The organism is Photobacterium sp. MCCC 1A19761, assembly GCF_037389125.1.
Classification (GTDB): Bacteria; Pseudomonadota; Gammaproteobacteria; order Enterobacterales; family Vibrionaceae; genus Photobacterium.
The window spans coordinates 193,500-214,774 of record NZ_JAZGTF010000011.1; the positions used below are offsets into that span (position 1 = coordinate 193,500).

Here is a 21,275-nt window from a genome sequence, read left to right on the forward strand (position 1 = left end):
AGAGCAAACAAAAACATACAACACCATAAGTTGCACCTATCGTCAGCCTAATAAAACGACGAAGCCCGCGATAGTGATCACGGGCTTAAGTCATTTTTATCAATTTGATTAACTTATGCTAACAACGGCCTACTTTGCCCTGAAAGCAAAGAAAAGGGTCGCCAGTGGCGGCAAATCGAATGAAACAGAATAAGGTTGCCCATGATGCGGCTCTGAACGGGTGATCACCCGCGCATTCACCGGTGCCTGGCTCCCCCAGTACAGCGAATCATCCGTATTAAGCAGCAGCTCATACTCGCCTTCAGCCGGAACGCCCAGGGTATATCCCTGCCGCGGTACCGGGGTAAAGTTTGACACCACCAGGACTTTGTCCCCGTTCAGGGCAAAACGCTCATGCGCCAGGACACTTTGCTCGGCATCATCCTGAACTCGCCACTCAAACCCGGCCGGAGAACAATCTTGCTCATATAGTGCCGGGGTTTGGGTGTATAAATGGTTCAAGTCGCGAACGAGTGCCTGCATCCCGTGATGGCGCGGATATTGCAGCCAGTGCCACTCCAGCTGACCTTCATGGGCCCACTCGGCACTTTGCGCAATTTCAGCTCCCATAAAGTTGAGCTTCTTGCCTGGCTGACCGTACATATAACCCATAAACGCACGCAGGTTGGCGGTTTGCTGCCATTCATCACCCGGCATTTTATTGAGCAGAGAGCCCTTGCCGTACACTACTTCGTCATGAGAGAGCGACAATACATAGTTTTCACTGAAGGCATAGACCATCGGGAACGTGATTGTATTGTGATGATACTTGCGATGAACCGGCTCTTCTTTCAGATAGGAGAGGCTGTCGTGCATCCACCCCATATTCCACTTAAAACCGAAGCCCAGTCCGTCCAGATCCGTGGGCTTGGAGACCCCGGGATAGGCCGTCGATTCTTCTGCGATGGTCATTGCATTCGGATACAGGCGGTACACTTCCTCATTCATCCAGCGCAATAGACTCACGGCATCAAAATTGACGTTGCCGCCTTCGTGATTCGGGATCCACTGGTCGTGCTCTCGGGAATAATCCAGATAGAGCATGGATGCAACCGCATCTACCCGCAGACCATCGATGTGATAGTGCTCAAACCAGAACAAGGCATTCGAGACCAGGAAACGACGGACATGTTCGCGGCCGTAATCATAGATATAACTCTGCCAGTCCTGATGCCAACCACGGCGCGGATCCGGGTCATTAAACAGGGCTGTGCCATCAAAGTTCGCCAGGCCATGATCGTCTGACGGGAAATGCGCCGGCACCCAGTCCAGCACCACTCCGATCCCGGCCTGGTGACACTGGTCGACAAAGTATTTAAAGTCATCCGGCGAGCCATACCGGCTGGTCGGCGCAAATAAACCAATTGGCTGATAACCCCAGGAACCATAGAACGGGTGCTCGGAAATCGGCATCAGCTCTACATGGGTGTAGCCCATATCCGTCAGATACGGGATCAGCTCATCGGCCAGTTCCCGGTAATTAAGGAAATCGCCATTCTCTTTGGTGCGCCAGGAGCCCGCATGCAATTCGTAAAATGACAGCGCTTGCTGGTGTTTGGCCGTGACCGGACGGGATTGCCATGACTGATCACGCCATTGATAGCGGGACTGATCATAGACAACCGAGGCAAAAGACGGATACTGCTCACCATGGTAACCCCAAGGGTCGGCCTTGTGCGGTAGCCCTTTGCCCTGACTGTCTTTGAGCTCGAACTTATACAGTTCGCCTTCCGACAGGCCCGGGATAAACAGCCCCCACAAACCCTGATCCAGCTTTTGCAACGGATGACGACGGCCATCCCAGCCATTAAAGTGACCCACAACACTCACCGCGGAAGCGTTGGGCGCAAACAACAGGAAGCGGACCCCGGTAACCGGTTGCCCTCCCCGGTTGAGGGTGACCAACTGTGCGCCCATCTCGCTATGCATCAGCGAAGGCGTCGTCAGGGCTTCACCTGCTGGCAACAGATGATGGAACTGATACGGATCATAAATCGTCTGGCGACTGTCCGGCCAGCAGATCTCCAACTGATACAAGGCGGTGGTGAAATCAACTTCATCCGCCAAGGCAAATCCGCTGTCTGCTTCGCGGATCATCGGGAATCGCTCACCGTCCGCAGTGACGGCAACCACACTGTCTGCCCCGGGGATCCAAACCCGAAGTGCGAGGTCATCTGATTGGTATTGCGGGCCTAAAAAAGAGAACGGATCTGAAAATGCAGCTCTTTCGAGCTGCATGTATTCCTTATTCTTGCGGGTCACTGTCATGGTGTCCAACACGTCACTCCTGGTTGACTATTGGTGGGTGGCTTTGGCTCGTGTTTCAGTCAAGCGTCGAGTCAGGTCAATAATGTGCTCGCGGGTGAAAATATCATCCAACGTGGCTGACAACTTCCGACGCCAGTTCGGGTACTCGTCTACGGTTCCCGGGATATTCACCGGCTGATCCATTTCCAGCCAGTCTTCCAGCTGCAAGCTCAGCAGCGCACTGCCACCTGCGGCAAGGTGAAGTTGCATGCCTTCACTCAAGTAGCGGTCCATCGGGACATATGCAGCATTATGCCCAACGCCTTCTGGAAGATAACCATGCCATGTCAAACTATCAAGGATTTTTTGTTTGCTCTCAGCACGACCATCGAACAAGCCTTGCAACTGTGCTTCATCCGGGTAAAGCCCCAGTTCCTGACCCATTTTCAAATCGTCACAGTGCCAGAACCCACGCAAGGTTGGCATATCATGGGTACAAAGCGCCGCCATCGACTGCTGCGGATAATGCGCCGGCGAATAGAAGCCGCCATCTTCCGCGGTCTCGAAGAAGAAGACTTTGTACGAATGGATACCCGCGGTCGCCAACTTATCGACAATCTCATCCGGAACGGTCCCGAGGTCTTCCCCGATCACCGTACACTGGTGACGGTGACTTTCCAGTGCCAAAATCGCCATCATATCGTCGACCGGGTAGTAGATGTACGCCCCGTTTTTCGCGCCCTCACCTTTCGGGATCCACCACAGGCGCAGCAGGCCTAACACGTGGTCAATTCGCAAGGCACCGCAACTGCGCATATTGGCACGCAGCAACTGCACATACGGCTCGTATGCTGTTTCTTTCAGCACTTCCGGGTTCAGTGGCGGCAGGCCCCAGTTCTGGCCCAGCGGCCCCAGAATATCCGGTGGCGCTCCAACACTGACATCCTGACACAGCGCGCCGTGATCCGCCCAGGTTTCAGCACCGGAATCACACACACCAACAGCCAGATCACGATACAAGCCGATGACCATCCCTTTCTCTTCAGCCAGCTCATTGACCTCAGCCAGTTGCGTGTCGGCAAGCCACTGCAGATACATATACAGTTGAACTTCTTTGCCGTGTTGCTTAATAAAGGTCTGGACCGCCGGGTTATCGAAGTGACGATAAGCCTCAGGGAATACCGGCCAGCCCCAGACGTTGTCATCATCTTGCTTCAGGTATGCATGCAGGGCATCGAAGGCCGCCTGGTGTAACAGGCTCTCTCCGCCCAGCTCAACGAAATCGAGGAACTGCTGTGCACGGGCCGTTTTCTGGGCCAGATGGCGCTCGCAGAAGGTCTCAAACAGCATCGGCAGCACCGCCATTTTCAGGCACGACACTTCACTGTAGTTCACCCAGTTCGCATCACGTGCTTCGGTCAGGCGCTGCTGAAATGCCTGACTTCCGACCAGTTGCTGTGCCGCATCACTCTGGCCGAATTCCGGTACGGAGCTAACATCGATATACATCAGGTTCAGCCAACGGCGTGATGACGGGCTGTACGGGCTGGCGCCTTCCGGGTTCGCCGGGAACAGCGAATGAATCGGGTTCAGGCCGACAAAATCACCACCGCGCGCAGCAACATCGGCCACCAGTTGCTTCAGGTCGCCAAAATCACCAATGCCCCAGTTATGGTTGGTCCGAATAGAATACAGCTGAACGCTGGTGCCCCAGAGTTTCTTGTCATTGCGCAAGGCTTCTTGCTTGTAACAAGACTGAGGGGTGACGATCAAAGTCATTTCAAACGGAGATTTACGACGTTTACGGTACACTTCCAGCTTGTGATAGCCCCAGGCCAGTTCATTCGGCAGGGCAAAAACCAACGGGCCGCCCTCGGCACGATCATCACTGATCAGCTGAGATTGCAGCCAGCCTTCCATCACTTCGCCCTGTTCAGTTTCCAGGCGCCAGCTGAAATCGCTAATGCGGGCACTCAGGCCAAGGTGCATCGTAATGTGCATCGGCTCACCACTGCGAACCACCTTCACCGGCGCCAGCACATCCGGGCGCAGTTTCTTGTTGGCGGATTCCAGAAGCGCTTCATCACTTTTCGTGTCGTAACCCAAAGCGTCCAGCAAACGACGGATCGTTTCAGGGTCGACCTTGGCTTCATCTCCCCAGGCACTGACATAACTATCGGCAATACCAACCATGTCAGCTACTTGTTTTAATACTTGTTCGTCTTTCATCGTTCTCTCCGATAGCGGCCTTGCGGCCGCTACGATGTTAGGGTCATTGCTGATATCTATTCAGACGTCATCACCACTGCGTGGCTTAACGGCTCACCGGTGCCAGTTTCCAGATGTTATTCGCATAATCGCGGATACTCCGGTCTGAGCTGAACTTGCTCATCAGGGCTGTATTGAGGATGGCTTTACGTGCCCACGTTTTCTGATCGCGGTACTCCGCATCAATCTTCTCGTGTGTTTTCACGTAATCCGCAAAGTCAGCCAGCACCAGGTAAGGGTCGCCACCATCCAGCAGATTCTGGCGAATCGCAGCCAGCTGGCCCGGATACCCAGGGGTGAACTCATCAGTCTCCAAGACATCCAGCGCCGCACGAAGCAGGCTATCTGCATGGTAGTAGCGGTAAGGGTCGTAGCCCTCTTGTTTTAGTTTTTGTACTTCGTCGACCAACAGGCCGAAGATAAAGATATTGTCGTCACCGACTTCTTCACGCATTTCAACGTTCGCGCCGTCCATGGTGCCTATGGTCAGGGCACCATTCATCGCAAACTTCATGTTTCCGGTACCGGATGCTTCTTTACCGGCGGTTGAAATCTGCTCGGAAACATCGGCTGCCGGGAACAGGATTTCTGCCAGACTGACGCGGTAATCCGGGATAAAGACGACTTTCAGTTTGCCCTTCAAACGCGGATCGTGGTTCACCTTCTCTGCCACTTTATTAATGGCAAAGATGATGTCTTTTGCCAGCGCGTAGCCCGGCGCAGCCTTGGCACCGAAGAAGAACACGCGCGGGTGCATGTCAAACGTCGGATCGTTGATCAGGCGGTGATACAGCGACAGAATGTGCAGCAGGTTCAGGTGCTGACGCTTGTATTCATGCAAACGCTTGATTTGGATATCAAAGATCGCATTGGTATCGAGGTCGATATCCATGTTCTCTTTCACCCAGTCAGCCAGTCGCTGCTTGTTCTCTTTCTTCACGGCCATGTAACGTTTCTGGAACGCTTCATCGTCGGCAAATTCGGCCAGATCAGCTACTTTTTCCAGCTTCAGCGGCCAGTCTTCACCCACTTTCTCGCTGATCAGCGCAGACAGGCCCGGGTTACAGTATTTAATCCAGCGACGCGGTGTGACACCGTTGGTGACGTTGGTCAGGCGGCCCGGGAACAGTTCGTTGAACTCAGGGAACAGATCACGTTTCACCAGATCAGAGTGCAGCGCAGCGACCCCGTTCACTGCATAGGTGCTGACCACACACAGGTTTGCCATACGCACCATGCGCTGCGGGCCTTCCTGAATAATTGACAGCTTGCGCTTAACTTCGTTGTTGCCCGGCCAGGTTTGTTCAACCAGCTTCATGAAACGATGGTTGATTTCGAAGATGATTTCCATGTGACGCGGCAGCATCTCAGCAATCAGCGACTCGCTCCAAGTCTCCAGTGCTTCCGGCAGCAGGGTATGGTTCGTATAGGCAAACGTCTTCGAGGAAATCGCCCACGCGGCATCCCAACCCAGTTTGTATTCATCGATCAGAATACGCATCAGTTCCGGAATCGCGATAGTCGGGTGAGTATCGTTCAGCTGAATCGTTTCCAGCTTGGCCAGATCTTCAATGGTGTTCCCTGCACCGATATGACGGCGAAGGATATCCGCTACCGAACAAGCGCAGTGGAAATACTGCTGCATCAGGCGCAGCGCTTTACCCTGATCATGATTATCGTTCGGATACAGCACTTTAGTGACGTTCCCGGCTTCCAGAGCCGGATATTGACTCCCCACATAGTCACCATCATTGAAACGCGCCAGGTTAAACGGTGCATTGGAGCGGCACTCCCATAGGCGCAGCGGATAAACACTGTCATTCCCGTAGCCGACAATCGGCAGATCCCAGGCCACACCTTCAACCGTCATCCCCGGTACCCAACGACGGCAGGCGTTGCCTTGCTCGTCCGTGTAAGTCTCCACATGACCATACAAGCTCACGGTTTGCGACAGCTCAGGACGCAGCACTTCCCACGGGTAGCCTTCCAGACCACGCCATGCATCCGGTGCTTCCACCTGGCGGCCGTCAACAAACGACTGGCGGAACAAGCCGTACTCGTAGTGCAGGCCGTAACCCACTGCCGGATATTCCTGAGCAGCCAGTGAGTCCATGAAACAAGCCGCCAGACGTCCCAAACCACCGTTACCCAGCGCCGGATCACGCTCTTCTTCCAGCAGATCCGTCAGGTTCTGACCCAGCTCTTCCATCGCTTCGGCCACGTTCTCATACAGACCCATGCTGATCAGGTTATTGCCGGTCAGGCGGCCGATCAGAAACTCAAGTGACAGGTAGTTCACGCTGCGGGCTTTTTCTGCGGCCAACTTCTGTTCTGTCGCCAGCAGGCTGCCGGTACTGATTTCTGCCAGGGCACGGCCCATCGCCAGATACCAGCTCCGGGTTGTCGCCGTCTCGGCAGTATGGGCATAGGTGGTGGAAAGGTGTTTCTCGACAGCTGCTTTGAATGCTGCCTTATCGAATTTTTTTGTCTGACCATTCATAGACATGGCTCAATCTCGCTCTAGGATGAATTCCAACTGATGTCCATGTTGCCTTCGTTCCCCCCTAAAAACATCCTCCCGCAGAACGGGGGATGAGGGAGGAGTGGCAGGGGCGTAGTTCATCCGAACCCTCCCTTTCTGTGATGTCCTGCAAAGTTTCGAGGCGGAGGGCGTCTGCCGAAGAAAACCAAATGCAACATGATTCACAAACCCAGCTTAAATCAGATGCGCAACAGAGGTCTTAACCTTTGGTGAAATATTCAATATATGTGATGACTCTCATAATTTTAGGGATGAGAGCATACACAATTGCTGAATTAAACATGAAGCCGGGTAAAGTTATGGCGTAGATCAAATATTGATAAGTTGGCTGATCACACAATAAAAAGAACCAGAAAGCCCGAATTACGATTGCTCATTCCTGAAACCTTACAAAGACAACAAGACTATGTGGATACCTTCTAAACTAACCCGTCCAGCACGCCTTCATAATGCGATTTTGCGTCCTCGTTTGCTGGAGACTCTTGAACAGGCACCTTTTTATCGTCTTGTGTTATTTCGCTCTCCGGCCGGCTACGGTAAAACAACCATGGCAGCACAATGGCTGAGTGAACATTCGCACACCGGTTGGTTCAGTATCGATGAAAATGACAACGAAACCTTCCGGTTCGCCAATTACCTGCTTCAGGCCATCAACAAAGCAACCGGCAATGCCTGCCTGAAAACCCAGGCAATGGCCGAGCGCCGCCAGTTTGCCTGCCTTTCGACCCTGTTCAGTGAACTCTTCGGTGAACTCAGCGAATACCACCAACAAACCTATCTGGTACTCGATGACTATCACGTCATCAACAATGATGATATTCATGACGGCATGCGCTTTTTCCTGAAAAGCATGCCGGACAATCTGACTTTAGTGGTCACCAGCCGTACTCTGCCGCCGCTGGGCACGGCAAACCTGCGGGTCCGCGATCAGCTCATTGAGGTGGATAACCAGCTGCTGGCGTTTGATGAAGAGGAAACCCGGCGCTTTTTTGACAAACGGGTGACCACCAGCGTGGAGTCCGATGTGCTGACCACCCTGCGCGAGCAAGTCGAAGGCTGGCCGTCGGCCTTACAGCTGATTGCGCTCCATGCCCAGCAAAAACCGAACAATCTGGTGGAGTCGGCGGTGTCCATGGCCAGCTTTAACCGCGGCCACCTGTGGGATTACCTGGCCGAAGAAGTGTTCGATCAACTGGATCGGGAAACCCAGCAATTCCTGCTGCAATGCTCCGTGCTGGATATGTTCAATGCGGAACTGGTCCAAGAGCTGACCGGCCGTACCGACGCTCTGGCGATGCTGGAATCCCTCAACCGCTTCGGCCTGTTCCTCAATACGCTGGAAGGCGATAACAACTGGTACCGCTTCCACAACCTGTTTGCCGAGTTTCTGCGTCACCAGCGTTACTCGCAAATTCCGCAGCAGCGCGCCGAACTGCATTCCCTGGCCGCTAAAGCCTGGCTGAAACAGAATTCTCCCCAGCAAGCCCTGCTCCATGCGCTGAAGATCGAAGATAAAGAGCTCAGCGTGCATATTCTAACGGAGTTTGGCTGGGAGATGTTCCACCATGGCGAGCTGAATCTCCTCGAAGACAGCATTGCCCTGCTCGACCAGGAGCAGGTGTTCAGCACCCCTCGCCTTGCCCTGCTGCGCCTGTGGCTGATGCAGAGCCAGCACCGGTACAATGATGTCGGTGAATTGATTGCCGAAGCCGAAGCCCAGATGCAGAAACACAATGTAGTGCTCGACGAGGCCCTGCAAGGCGAGTTCAATGCACTGCGTGCCCAGGTCGCCATTAATCAGAGCAAACCGGAAGATGCGCTGGTACTCTCCGAGCAGGCCCTCGGCCAGCTGCCCTCTACCACCTACCGCAGCCGGATTGTCGCCACCTCCGTGGTCGGTGAAGTACACCACTGCCTCGGCAACCTCAGCCGCGCCCTGCCGATGATGCAACAGACCGAGAAGATGGCCCGGCAGTATCATGTTTATCACCAGGCGCTGTGGGCGATTCTGCAGCAGAGTGAAATTCTGCTGGCTCAGGGGTATGTCCAGTCCGCGTTTGAACTCCTGGATCAGGCATTCAAGCTGGTGAAAGAGCAGCACTTGCAACAAGTACCGCTGCATGAATTCCTGCTCCGCCTGCGGGCGCAAATTCTGTGGTGCTGGAACCGTCTCGACGAGGCCGAGGAAGCCGCACAGAAGAGCCTGGATGTCCTGGCGCCTTTTGATGAAACCAAGTCATTGCACGCCTATTCGATGCTGGCCCGGATTGCCGTCACCCGCGGCGAGCAGGACAAAGCTGCCCGGTACCTGGACTTATGTAACAGCATGATGGATCGCTCGGTGTACCACATCGACTGGCGCGCCAATACCGACCTGGCCAACCTGTTCTACTGGCAGCTGAAAGGCGATATCGACAGCATCCAGTCCTGGCTGGAGAAAGCCGAAGAGCCGGAAGCCGCCTGTAACCACTTCCAGCAATTGCAATGGCGCAACATCGCGCGTGCATGCGTGAATGTTGGTGAACTGGATCGCGCACAGCGGATCCTCAACATGTTGCTGGACAGCTGTGATAAGCACAATCTGATCACTGACAAGAACCGCAACCTGGTGGTGCAGGCCGTCCTGAGCAAGCGCCAGAATGATCGGGCACAAGCCCTGGCCCATCTGCATGAAGCCCTGGTCCTGACCAACAGCACCGGCATGGTCGGGATCTTTCTATGTGACGGTGGGGAGATCAGTGACCTGTTGCAAGAGCTGGTCGACAGCAAGCGCCTGAGTGAACTGGAACTTCACCGGGCCCGTCAGCTCCTGCGCGAAATGACCAGCAAAGAGCGCAACCGCTCGGTGCACTTTGACGAGAACTTCGTCGAGAAGCTGCTGAACCTGCCGGATGTTCCGGAGCTGATCCGAACCAGCCCGCTGACGCAACGGGAATGGCAGGTCCTGGGACTGATCTACACTGGTTATAGTAATGAACAAATTGCGTCTGAGCTTGATGTTGCCTCAACAACGATCAAAACTCATATCCGAAACCTTTATCAGAAGCTGAACATCGCCAATCGCCAGCAGGCAATCGAGACGGCAGAACATCTGCTGAAACTGATGGGGTTCTGATCGCACAGGGCCAAGTCGACGGATCAGACGCAGAAACAGGTTAAGGATGACCGATGAACGAATGGAGCAACAACCGGATCTGGTACCAGGATATGCCGTTCAAAGTGAACGGCATTCCTGTTGGTGCCCGAATGACCGTGATCCGGCTAAACGACAATAAACTCTTTATCCACTCCCCGGTGCAGCTGACCACCAAGCTTCAGCTGGAGTTATCTCAACTCGGTCAGGTCCACGCGATTGTCAGCCCCAATATGAACCATCATCTGTTTCTGTCGGAGTGGTGGCTGGCCTACCCGAACGCCTATTTTTTCGCGCCCCCCGGGCTGCAAAACAAGCGCACGGACCTGGTTTTTGACGATGCCCTCGGCGCCTCCACCCCAGAGCTATGGCGCCACCAGTTGTATCAAACCCTGTTGCGCGGCAGCGATAAAATGGAAGAAGTTCTGTTTTGCGATCCGCAATCCCAAACCCTGATTGTCGGCGATACCCTCGCCTGGCTCGGCAATTCAACCCACCCGCTCACCATCGGGCTGGCACTGCTGAACGGCTGTTTTAAGTCTCCGGCGATGCCGCTGTACTGGCGAATCACTTTCAAAGACAAAACCCGCTTACGTCAATCCTTACAGGAAGTGCTGACCTGGCCCTTTGACCGCATTATCCTTTCCCACGGCCAGCTGATTGGGAGCAACGGCAAGGCTCATTTTCACCAGGCGTTCAAATGGGCGCTGTAGCGCCCCCCGTTAAATCGTCATCATTTGTTTTAAATCAACAAATTAATTTTTTCCCTCCCTAGCGTTTATTTGCGTGTGATACATGTCACATATCACATTGCATTTGGGCGTATGATTTACGGACTGAACGTTATTTTTTGAGGGAATCATCATGACTGCGTCCAAACTTTACTTACGGGATCTGCTGGGGATAACCATGATCCTGTCTGCAATTTTGGTCACACTCGGCAGTATCTTTGGCGTTCTGGCAATCCTCACCCATTTTTCGCATGAGGATGCGATCGCCTCGACGTTTTTCCATGAATCCGTGCCACTCTTTGTGTTTCTGATCCCTTTTTACCTGATCAGCCGCTATATCAACCGGCCGCAATGGGTCATCGGCGTACAACAATATTTATTAGAAGCCGCTATCAAGGCCAATCGTAATATGAGTTAACCTGCGCAACCCACCATCCGCCCGGCGCAGCTCTCTCCCCACAGAGCCAGCGCCGGAGATAAAACTGTTACCTGGCTGAAATATTCGCGTCAAACTCTGCCCGCATCCTAAAATCATTCAAAGGACGTCACGCTCTCCTCCCCGGCACAGGTGGAGGAAACCCAAAGGATACGCCTCGGGAGGCTGAATTTGCACGCATCCATGCTCTACGCCCGCCTGCCCGAACTTGGCCAGTTGGAAGCGCTGATCAAACACCAGCTTCCTCATATTCGCACGGTGCCCGTCGAAACCCGCCAGCTCACCACCGTCAGCCTTGATTCTCACCCCATTCCGCTCTACGCCGTGAGTCTCGGAAATCCTGATCCAGAGGTGCCGGGGCTGGTGATTGTCGGTGGGGTTCACGGGCTGGAACGCATCGGTTCGCAAGTCGTGATCTCTTTCATGAACAGCCTGTGCCAGCGCCTGCACTGGGATAGCGCCCTGCAGCTGAAACTCCAGGCCATTCGGCTGGTGTTCCTGCCGCTGCTCAACCCGGTAGGGATGGCCAAACGCTACCGCTCCAACGGCAACCATGTCGATTTGATGCGAAATGCGCCCCTCGACAGCCAGGAGTCGACCGCCTGGTTGGTGGGCGGTCACCGGCTGAGTAAACATCTGCCCTGGTATCGCGGGGATATCGGGCATGCAATGGAAGCCGAAGCCCAAGCTCTGGTTGATTTGATCAGTCTGGAAACAGCGCACCGCCCGCTGACCCTGGCGCTGGATTGCCATTCCGGTTTCGGCAGCAAAGACCGGCTATGGTTCCCCTATGCCAAAAGCCGGACCCAGCCAATGCGAAAAATCGGCGACGTTTATCACCTCAAAGAACTGTTTTTCAACGCTTATCCGCACCAAAACTATATTTTTGAGCCCCAGGCCCTGCATTACACCTGCCACGGGGATTTATGGGACTACCTGTATGATCGCTCCGAAGCCAACGGAACTCATCTGCTGCCGATCACCCTGGAAATGGGTTCCTGGCGCTGGGTGCGTAAAAACCCGCTCCAGCTCATTGACCGGCTGGGGCTTTTCCATCCCATGAAGCCGCATCGTATCCAGCGGGTGTTGCGGACCCATCTGACGCTGATGGAGTTTTTAATCAATGCTACCTATGCTTATCAGTCATGGTATCAGGGGGATAGCAGCCAGCGTCATGCAGACACCGCCAGAGCCTTGTGGTATCCCGACGCATCGCCGCCCAGTCTAAGCCTGTAAATTTAAAGCCTGTAAATTCCAAGCCTGAAAGCTCAATCCATCGCAATTATAGGACGCCGCCATGGACAACCGCCCGCCCCCCGCTTCAACGACCTTCCGCCCTGCCTCACCTCGTCCGCTGGTTTTGTTACGGGGGCTGCTGCGGGAGCAACGCCACTGGGGCGCGTTTTACACCCTGCTGTGCCAGCACTATCCGCAGCGCCAGGTCATTTGTCTGGATCTGGCAGGAAACGGGGCACGCTATCAGGCTCAGTCCCCCGGCAGTATCCGGGCCATGGTCAATGACCTGCGCGGTCAGCTACACCTGCACGACACGATGATGGATGAGACGGATGAGACGGATGAGATTGATCTGATTGCAATATCCATGGGGGGGATGATTGCACTGGAATGGATGACAGGTTACCCGAATGAAATCCATTCGGCGGTGTTGATCAACACCAGTGTTCGACCTTATTCGCCTTTTTATCGTCGTTTAAACTGGCGACAACTGCCCCGGTTCGGCCGTGCCCTGTTCAGCCCACCGGCAGTTCAGGAAGCCACCATCATGCAACTGACCTCGAACTTCCCAGAGCAGCACCAGGCGGAGCTCGAACAGTGGATCCACTGGCGCGAGGAATTCCCGGTTAGTCGTTCAAACGCCCTGTTACAGCTGTCGGCTGCCGCCCGCTTTAACGCCCGGCTCTCACCGACCAGGCCCACCTTGCTGATTGCCTCCCGACAGGACCAGTTGGTCGATGTGAGTTGCAGTCAGGTGTTGGCGACCCGCTGGCAAGTTCCGCTGGTGTTGCACCCTTGCGCAGGTCATGACTTGCCGCTTGATGATCCGCATTGGCTCCTGGATCAAATTCGCCATTTTGACCGCACTTGCCAGGCACAGACCGACACACCCGTGGCGTATGATCAGAAATAAAAAACCAGTCATAAAAAACCAGCAATAAAAAAATCGCCGCAAGCCCAAGCAGACTGACGGCGATCTTCTTTCATTTTGCGTGATACACAGCAAATTAACGTGGACGGGCAAACACCTGAGTCCAGTAAATACCGTATTGCGCACTGGAGTTGGTCACGGAAGCGGCACCCATTTGCGTGAAGTTCGCACCCATGATGTTCTTACAGTGGCCCGGGCTCTTCAGCCAGCCATCCATCACTTCTGCAATTGACTTCTGACCCGCGGCAATGTTTTCACCGGTTGCTGACCAGCTGTAACCCTGATCCGTCACACGATCACTTGGCGAATCGCCATTGATGCCCGTATGGCTGAAGAAGTTATAGTTCGCCATGTTGCTTGAGTGAACAAACGCGGCTTGCTCCAGCGAGTAATCCCAAGTCAGTGCAGGCACCGCCGGCATGATCTGACCACCACAATCACGGGCCTCGGCACGGGCCGCATTCACTGCCGCCAGCATTTGTTCTGCGAAATCACCATTTGAAGCACTGTCACCACTGTCGGTACTGCCGCTATTGCCTGTGCTGTCGCTATTCCCTGCTGTTGACCCGCTGCCCGAAGTGTTTGAGCTGTTGTCAAAACCGTTGTCGCCTGAGATGGCTGAACCATTACCGGTATTCCCGCTAGATGTCGCGCTTTCGCCGGAGCCGCCACCTGAGCCGCCACAACCTGTAACTAATAACGAAGAAAGAATTAAGAGTGCTAGTGTTCGCATGGGTACATCCAGTTAATATGTTGAATTTGTGTTTTCAAAATACACTTAGATGCTATTTGATTCGCAAAAAAGTCTATTATGAAAGCAATATTTTTAGCTGAGCAAATGCTCGTATAACCTTAATGTGCGAAACAATATACTGACCGGAGGCTGAACACATCAATATGCAACGGTTACTTTTTATCCATTCTGACAGACTTTTGACAAACATTTCCTGTGTGTTTTTTGAACAAATCCAACTTTAAAACCTAACAAAACAAAAGGATAAATTCACAGGACTATACTTCTTTTCATGTATAGCCCGGCAGACAATCAGCGAAGCTAAACCAGACATATATTCCATGGCCGTTAGACACGTAATCAAACGCAACGAATCGACTAATGGCGAGAATTAAGAATATATAACTTTCCGGCTCACAAAAAAGTCACAGTAATTATTTTTTTGTCGTCCTTATTTATGGCAAATTTTTATAGTGCGCTGATATTAACTTGTTGCGAGATTGTTGCAAAACGGGCACGCAGATAACAAAAAGCCGGATGAAATCATCCGGCTTATCTCCTGTACTTTGTCACTCGATGTTTAATCAACGGTGTGAGATCGGCGTCCAAGCGAGGTTATGCCAAGTCATCCTGGGTAACGCTCACCCCTTTAATTTGGGCAAACACGTCATCGCCAATGGCCAACTGCAAGTCTTCAGCCGCCCACAACGTCAGATTGGCCCAAATCCGTGCTTCTCCTACCCGAAGTCGCACCGCAACATGCTGATCCTGATCCGCAGGCAGTACTTTATCGATGCTGGCCTTGAGAATGTTGCGAATACTGGTTTGGCTTGGCTGAACCTTGGTCAGGGACACATCATTGGCATGGATCCGAACCCGGACCCATTCGCCGCGCGCCCGGTTGAGACGTCCGACCCAGAGACTGGCATGCGGATCGAGTTCCACCTGTGTCAGGGCGTATCTGGGGTGATGATGACTCACCCGAGCACTGATCAATGAACTCTGCTCCCGGGCCGGCAACCAGGGGCGCATTTCAGCCGAGCCCCAGACACTGTTCACATGACCGGCAATCACGACTTTGCCCTGATTCAACATCACCATATGTTCGGCCAGACGCAGGATCTCATCCAGACTGTGGGTCACATACAAAATCGGAATTTTGACTTGCTTTGCCAGCGATTCCAGATAAGGCATCAGCTCTTGCTTACGCGGTAAATCCAGCGAGGCCAACGGCTCATCCATCAGCAGCATGTCCGGTCGGCTCAACAGTGCGCGGCCAATCGCCACCCGCTGCTTTTCACCGCCCGATAACGACGCCGGATAGCGCTTCAGCAAGTGCTCGATCCCCAGTAATTGAACGACATCATCAAAATGGGCCTGATCAAACTGCCGGCAGCCATAGGTGAGATTCCCGGCCACCGTGTAGTGCGGAAACAGTCGGGCATCCTGAAACACATAGCCAATACGGCGTTTTTCCGGCGGCAGCGACACACCACGCTCACTGTCGCATAACACATGATCGCCCAGTTGGATGCGACCACGATCAGGCTGACTCAGCCCGCTGATCACATTGATCAGCGACGTTTTTCCGGTGCCGGAACGGCCGAAAATCGCCGTGATCCCCTGCATCGGAAGTTCCAGATTCACGTCCAGTGCCAGACTGCCCAGTTGCTTTTGAATATCAAGCGTCAGCATGCAGCCTCCAACCGGTTACGCGCCAATCTGGACAGCCACTCAGAAACGAGCAGAGAGATCAGTGCAATCCCGATGGCAATCACGCACAAGCGAGCCGCTTCACTTTCCGCGCCAGGGGTTTCAATAAATGAATACATGGCCAGCGGAATGGTCTGGGTCTCGCCGGGAATGTTGGAGACAAAGGTAATGGTCGCACCAAACTCTCCCAACGCCCGGGCAAACGCCAGAATCGTGCCGGTAAAAATACCAGGCAGCGTCAGCGGCAATGTAATGGTCAAGAAGACTTTGAGCGGTCCCGCACCCAGGGTGCGGGCGGCCTGTTCCAGCTTCGTATCAACACTTTCCAGCGCCAGCCGGATTGAACGGACCATCAAAGGAAACGCCACCACGGCCACCGCCAGTGCAGCGCCCCGCCAACTGAAACTGAACGTGATGCCAAACCAGTTGTAAAGCCATTGCCCCACCACACCCTGTCGTCCCAGCACAATCAGCAGCAAATAGCCGATCACCACCGGCGGCAGGACCAACGGCAGGTGGATCAGCCCATCCAGAAAGGCCTTGCCGAAGAACTGTCGTCGGGCCAACAGCCAGGCAAATCCAATCCCGAACGGCAGACTGACCATGACCGCAACACCGGAGACCTTCAAGCTCAGCAGCAGCGCCTGCCATTCATAGTCAGAGAGCACGCTCTGCTACCCCAAAGCCGTATTTCTCAAAAATAACCCGAGCCTGATCCGATTGCAGAAAATCATAGTAAGCCCTCACCGCATCATCGGCCTGCCCCTTCACCAGCGCTGCCGGATAAGATATTGGGGTATGACTCGATGCCGGGAGCTCCGCAACAATCTTCACCTTCTCCGACACCAGTGCGTCGGTTTTATACACGATCCCCAGCAGGGCCTCCTGACGCTCCACCAGCAACAACGCCGAGCGGACATTATTGGCCCGCGCCAGCAAAGGCATCGCCTGCTGCCAGAGGCCCAGGTTCTCCAGCGATTGCTGGGCATACATCCCCGCCGGGACATGGTTCGGATCGCCGGTCGCCAAGCGCGTTCCTTGCAGCGCGGCGGTGAGATCCCAGGAGGCCGTGACTTCAATCTGATCCGCCGGATACCCTGTCGGCGCCACCATCACCAGACGATTGGTCAGCAGTGTTTTGCGGCTCTGAGGTTCAATGGCTTCTTGCTGCGCGACATAGTTCATCCACTTTTCATTGGCGGAGAGATAAATATCCGCTGGTGCGCCCTGAGCAATCTGTCGGGCCAGCGCTGAAGATGAAGCGAACGACAACGTCGAGCCGGTCCCTGTTTGTTGCTCATACAGCGCTGCCACCTCCTTCATCGCATTGGTCAGCGAGGCTGCCGCAAACACCGTGACTTTTTCTGCCGCCGAGGCGCTTCCCGCCGCCAATACAGCACAACATGCAAACAACCCGGATCTCAACATTTTCACAACCTGACTCCTGAATTCTTTATCAATAAAAATAGCGCTATATACATTACTACATATCGATAGGGAGTCCTAGCTGATCTTGGGTAGCTGCTCTTAAGCGTTCATCCAGTTGTAACTTCAGATCGCTCAGCAAAGATCGGAGCTGAGGTCGCTTAGCAATCGCGCAAGCGGCCTGCCAGCTCAATCACAGCTTCCCGGGCTGAAGCCAGCGATTGCTCGTGACGAGCATCGCCGAACTCCTGATACTCAGAACGGACTTCGTAAAACGCATTCACCCCGAGATATTTGCTGAGCACCTCAATGTGAGTGCCCAGATGGTTCATGTGCGCCCGGCTGCCGCCGGGCTCAAACCCGAACTCACCCGCAGAAGTCAGGAGCACCAGGGTCTTCCCCTGAAAAATAGGCTCAAGCGGGTTGTCACCGCGGCTCCGATCAAAGGTGAACGTTTTATTGATGCGGATCACCTGATCAAACCAGGCTTTCAATGCCGCCGGCATGCCGTAGTTATACATCGGCGCGGTCATGATGATCACATCAGCGGCTTCAACCTCGGCAATCAGGGTATCGGAAAGGGTCAGTAATTGATGCTGTGCCGCGCTGCGTTGCACTTCCGGGGTAAACACGGCAGCAATCCAATCTTGCGAGATAAACGCTGGCGGCGCCGCGCCGACATCCCGACAGACAACCCTATCCTGATGATTTTTCTTCATCCATTCATCGATAAATAAGGTACCGAGTTGTTTCGAAATTGAATTGTATCCGGCAATAGAATGATCCGTCCGGCGGGCACTGGAATCGATAACAAGTAGCTTTTTCATATGATAATCTCCTTATTCCAACCTGATTCAAAGTCAAAACGACTGAATCAGATTGGTCGTAACAAAATGTGCTGAACAGGGTCATTCTCTTCAACGCAGTACATTTTGACAAAAGGGATTAATCTTCAGACAGGTGAGAAAATCTCATCTATAAGGAACACTATGTTTGGTCAATTGCCGCCGCTCAGGAGTATCAGGACCTTTGAGGCTGCTGCGAGATTACTGAGTTTTAAAGCGGCGGCCCAGGAGCTGCATGTGTCGCCTACGGCTGTATCTCACCAGATCCGCACACTGGAAGAGAGGCTTCAGGTCAAACTATTCGAGCGCCAAACCCGCGCCGTCGTATTAACCCCGGATGGTGAACAACTGGCCCGGATCGCCCACCAAATGCTGCGGGCCCTCTCCGACACCATCAATGAGATCACTTGTCGCGACGTTCCCCTGACCATCGGGACCACAACCGCCTTTGCCGCGATGTGGTTGGTCCCGCATCTGGCCGAGTTCCGCAGCTTACACCCAAACCTTGATGTCCGGGTTAAAGCCGATGATCAGCCGGTGGATATGACCAGCCCGCATCAGGTGGATCTGGTCATCCGCTATGGGCTTATGCCGGAACATGATCCCACGGCATCGCTGCTGTTTCGTGAATCCCTCCAGTGCTATGCAACACCGGCGTACTGGCAAAGTATCGCCTCGCCAGAGGCCATGCCAGCCACCGTCATGGGCACCCGGTGGAAAAATCCGGCGCTTCCCCCGGTGTATGATGAACGGAAACTTCAAAATCTGTTCCCCAAGCATCCCATCACCATTCGCGAGTTCGATGAAGAAAACCAAATCATCCAGGCCGCCCTTGCCAGTCAGGGCATCGCTTTGGTCAGCCCGTTACTGATCGAAACCCCGCTGGCCAACGGCTGGCTGGTCCCAATGCCGCATGAGCCAGCAATGAGCGCTACTGCCCCAACGCTCCCCGGTCTGGAGTATTACCTGATCACCCCGGAACGGAGCCGGGCCCATCCGGCAGCAAACCAATATACAGCGTGGCTGAACGGCAAACTCAGCGAAAATGCTTAGTTCATCTCTAAATGTCTGTAATGATCCGTCTTCCAGGCCAACACATGGTGGATGAAAGCCTCGATTCTCGCGGGACGATTTTCCCGGTCCCGGTACATCAGATAGACTTCCCGGTCGTGCCCTTTCCAGTCTGGTAGTACCGGGACCAAATGATGCACATCATCCGAGTGTGAATCGAAGTAATAAGGTGGCATCCAGGCGATCCCCAGCCCCTGGCTGGCCGCATCCCGCACCAGCAGTACATCATTGGAGGTGAAACAAAACCCTTGATCCAACTGGAATGTCTCGCCCGTAGTTTGATGTTGCATCGCCCAGTTAGCATCGGCGGTGATCGTCAACAGACGATGCTGGGCCAGTTCAGACGGATGGGTGATCGGCGCATATTGCTCCAGATACACGGTCGAGGCACATAACTTAAACGGCAGATGCCAAAGTTTGCGGGCGATCCAGTCAGACTCAATCCGATCGCCAATCCGGAAGGTGATGTCCACCTGCCTGGAGAGCAAATCAATTTTTTCATTTTGCACATCCAGCTCGATATGGATATCCGGGTGTTTTTCGGCGAACGCATAAATACAATGCTTGAGCCAAACCTGCGTCATATTGATCGGTGCCGAGATCTTTATCTTGCCGGACAATCCCAGGCGATCGTCTTCAATCCGCGATTGCACGCTCTCCAGACCATGAATGAAGGGCTCACACAGCTGACGATAACGAGCGCCATCCCGCGTTAACGAAAAGTGATGGGCACTTCGGTTCAGCAACCGGCAATTGAGCTGAGACTCCAGCCGTTTCATCCGCCGGCTCAAGGTGGCGAGCGAAATATTGAGCCGGTCTGCCGCCTGAGTCAGGCTCTCAAACTGGGTTGCTTGCACGAACAGGTGCAGATCGTCCAGGGAATGACCTTTCATTTTTGAGATAAACCCTCTTAAAACTGTCAATTAACAATCACTATTGCAATTTATATGCTTTGGCTTCCTGTTTCAAACCTGAGGTTCATCATGCCAAATCATGCCTTTACCTGGCTCGGGGTCGTCCTTGCGATTTTTTTCTGGGCCAGTAATTTCAATGCCATTCAAGCCATCAGCGACGTCATCTCACCGCTGATGGGCGCGACCTTACGTTTTTCTGTGGCAGCCCTGCTGCTGCTGGGGCTCAGGGCGTGGCGCGCCGAGCCGGAGTCGGTCCTGTCCCTCCGGGACAAAGGAGCACTGTTTTTCATTTCGCTGGTTGGGGTGCTGATCCAAAATTTCGCGATTTTCAGTGCGATGCAATATACCTCGCCGGTCAATGCCGCCATTGTGGCTGCCAACATGCCACTGGCCGGTATCTTGCTTTCGGCAATCCTGCTGCACACCCGCATTTACCGGTTTCACATCCTAGGGGCGCTGATCAGTTTTGGCGGTGTGCTGCTGGTCATCACCCAGGGTCAGTTCACCTCACTGGCCTTCAACCCCGGCGATTTACTCATGCTGATCGCCCTCATCAGCGGTTGTTTGTACACCATCCTAGCCAAACGCTGGGTCCCGCACATCCCACTCAGCCAGCAATTGCGCTGGATGCTCAGTCTGGGCATGTTGCAAATGTCAGTGATCGTCTGTCTCGTCGACACCCCCATCCGAGCCTTCCAGGCGCTGACCACTCAGGATGCCGCGCTTCTGATTTACATGGGGCTTGGCGGCACGCTGATTGCCTATTACTTCTGGATGAAAGGGGCCCGGGATCTGGGGCCGGATCGGGTGACTTCCCTGTTTAACCTGATGCCGGTATTTACAGTGTTGATCAGCATGGTCAATGGAGGGAGAATTGAGTGGACTCAGACTGCCGGGATTGTTCTGGTGGGATGCGGGGTGATCACCGGCAACGCTTATCCGGTGATCAAACTGAAACTCAAGCAAAAGATCGCAGCAATTCGCCTGAAACATCAACCCGAATAAACGTAA

General features: G+C 53.9%; 16 protein-coding genes. 7 read left to right on the plus strand and 9 right to left on the minus strand.

Annotated elements, in window-relative coordinates:
* Window positions 1-129: 129 nt before the first annotated feature.
* The 3 genes from glgB to VV869_RS13775 all read right to left on the minus strand — a co-directional run bounded on the left by glgB (window position 130) and on the right by VV869_RS13775 (window position 7,060).
* Window positions 130-2,277 (minus strand): 1,4-alpha-glucan branching protein GlgB, encoded by a 2,148-nt coding sequence (gene glgB, locus VV869_RS13765; protein WP_337735506.1) that lies wholly within the window; start codon window positions 2,275-2,277, stop codon window positions 130-132.
* Between the two features lie 57 nt (window positions 2,278-2,334).
* Window positions 2,335-4,515, minus strand: coding sequence for a 4-alpha-glucanotransferase (gene malQ / locus VV869_RS13770; protein ID WP_337735481.1), 2,181 nt, complete (start codon window positions 4,513-4,515; stop codon window positions 2,335-2,337).
* A gap of 85 nt (window positions 4,516-4,600) precedes the next feature.
* Entirely contained in the window at window positions 4,601-7,060 is a 2,460-nt protein-coding gene (locus VV869_RS13775) for a glycogen/starch/alpha-glucan phosphorylase (protein WP_337735482.1), read from the minus strand.
* A gap of 442 nt (window positions 7,061-7,502) precedes the next feature.
* Here VV869_RS13775 and malT point away from each other — a divergent pair, with 442 nt between their 5' ends.
* The 5 genes from malT (at window position 7,503) to VV869_RS13800 (ending at window position 13,545) form a co-directional block, all read left to right on the plus strand.
* A complete protein-coding gene (malT, locus tag VV869_RS13780; RefSeq protein ID WP_337735483.1) occupies window positions 7,503-10,211 on the plus strand; it encodes an HTH-type transcriptional regulator MalT in 2,709 nt (902 codons plus the stop codon).
* 53 nt (window positions 10,212-10,264) lie between these two features.
* On the plus strand, window positions 10,265-10,942 hold the full coding sequence (locus VV869_RS13785; RefSeq protein ID WP_337735484.1) for a DUF4336 domain-containing protein: 678 nt from the start codon (window positions 10,265-10,267) through the stop codon (window positions 10,940-10,942).
* Between the two features lie 151 nt (window positions 10,943-11,093).
* Window positions 11,094-11,378 carry a D-fructose-6-phosphate amidotransferase gene (locus tag VV869_RS13790; protein WP_337735485.1) on the plus strand — a complete coding sequence of 95 codons (285 nt, stop codon included), beginning with the start codon at window positions 11,094-11,096 and terminating at the stop codon, window positions 11,376-11,378.
* Window positions 11,379-11,567: 189 nt separating this feature from the next.
* Window positions 11,568-12,632 (plus strand): M14 family zinc carboxypeptidase, encoded by a 1,065-nt coding sequence (locus VV869_RS13795; RefSeq protein WP_337735486.1) that lies wholly within the window; start codon window positions 11,568-11,570, stop codon window positions 12,630-12,632.
* A gap of 61 nt (window positions 12,633-12,693) precedes the next feature.
* On the plus strand, window positions 12,694-13,545 hold the full coding sequence (locus VV869_RS13800; protein ID WP_337735487.1) for an alpha/beta fold hydrolase: 852 nt from the start codon (window positions 12,694-12,696) through the stop codon (window positions 13,543-13,545).
* Between the two features lie 94 nt (window positions 13,546-13,639).
* Here the strand turns inward: VV869_RS13800 and VV869_RS13805 are convergent, their stop codons facing one another.
* The 5 genes from VV869_RS13805 to VV869_RS13825 all read right to left on the minus strand — a co-directional run bounded on the left by VV869_RS13805 (window position 13,640) and on the right by VV869_RS13825 (window position 18,261).
* A complete protein-coding gene (locus tag VV869_RS13805) occupies window positions 13,640-14,296 on the minus strand; it encodes a CAP domain-containing protein (protein WP_337735488.1) in 657 nt (218 codons plus the stop codon).
* A gap of 615 nt (window positions 14,297-14,911) precedes the next feature.
* Entirely contained in the window at window positions 14,912-15,991 is a 1,080-nt protein-coding gene (gene modC / locus VV869_RS13810) for a molybdenum ABC transporter ATP-binding protein ModC (protein ID WP_337735489.1), read from the minus strand.
* A complete protein-coding gene (modB, locus tag VV869_RS13815) occupies window positions 15,985-16,677 on the minus strand; it encodes a molybdate ABC transporter permease subunit (protein WP_337735490.1) in 693 nt (230 codons plus the stop codon). The genes modC and modB overlap by 7 nt, the downstream gene beginning before the upstream one ends.
* A complete protein-coding gene (modA, locus tag VV869_RS13820) occupies window positions 16,667-17,437 on the minus strand; it encodes a molybdate ABC transporter substrate-binding protein (protein WP_337735507.1) in 771 nt (256 codons plus the stop codon). Before modA ends, modB begins: the two co-directional genes overlap by 11 nt.
* A 158-nt stretch (window positions 17,438-17,595) precedes the next feature.
* Entirely contained in the window at window positions 17,596-18,261 is a 666-nt protein-coding gene (locus VV869_RS13825) for an FMN-dependent NADH-azoreductase (RefSeq protein WP_337735491.1), read from the minus strand.
* Between the two features lie 162 nt (window positions 18,262-18,423).
* Between VV869_RS13825 and VV869_RS13830 the strand changes: the two genes are divergently transcribed.
* Window positions 18,424-19,332, plus strand: coding sequence for a LysR substrate-binding domain-containing protein (locus VV869_RS13830; protein ID WP_337735492.1), 909 nt, complete (start codon window positions 18,424-18,426; stop codon window positions 19,330-19,332).
* On the opposite strand, the gene VV869_RS13835 is transcribed toward VV869_RS13830, so the two are convergent.
* Entirely contained in the window at window positions 19,329-20,243 is a 915-nt protein-coding gene (locus VV869_RS13835) for a LysR family transcriptional regulator (protein ID WP_337735493.1), read from the minus strand. The two genes, VV869_RS13830 and VV869_RS13835, sit on opposite strands and share 4 nt — an antisense overlap.
* A 90-nt stretch (window positions 20,244-20,333) precedes the next feature.
* Between VV869_RS13835 and VV869_RS13840 the strand changes: the two genes are divergently transcribed.
* Window positions 20,334-21,269 carry a DMT family transporter gene (locus VV869_RS13840; RefSeq protein ID WP_337735494.1) on the plus strand — a complete coding sequence of 312 codons (936 nt, stop codon included), beginning with the start codon at window positions 20,334-20,336 and terminating at the stop codon, window positions 21,267-21,269.
* Window positions 21,270-21,275 lie beyond the last annotated feature (6 nt).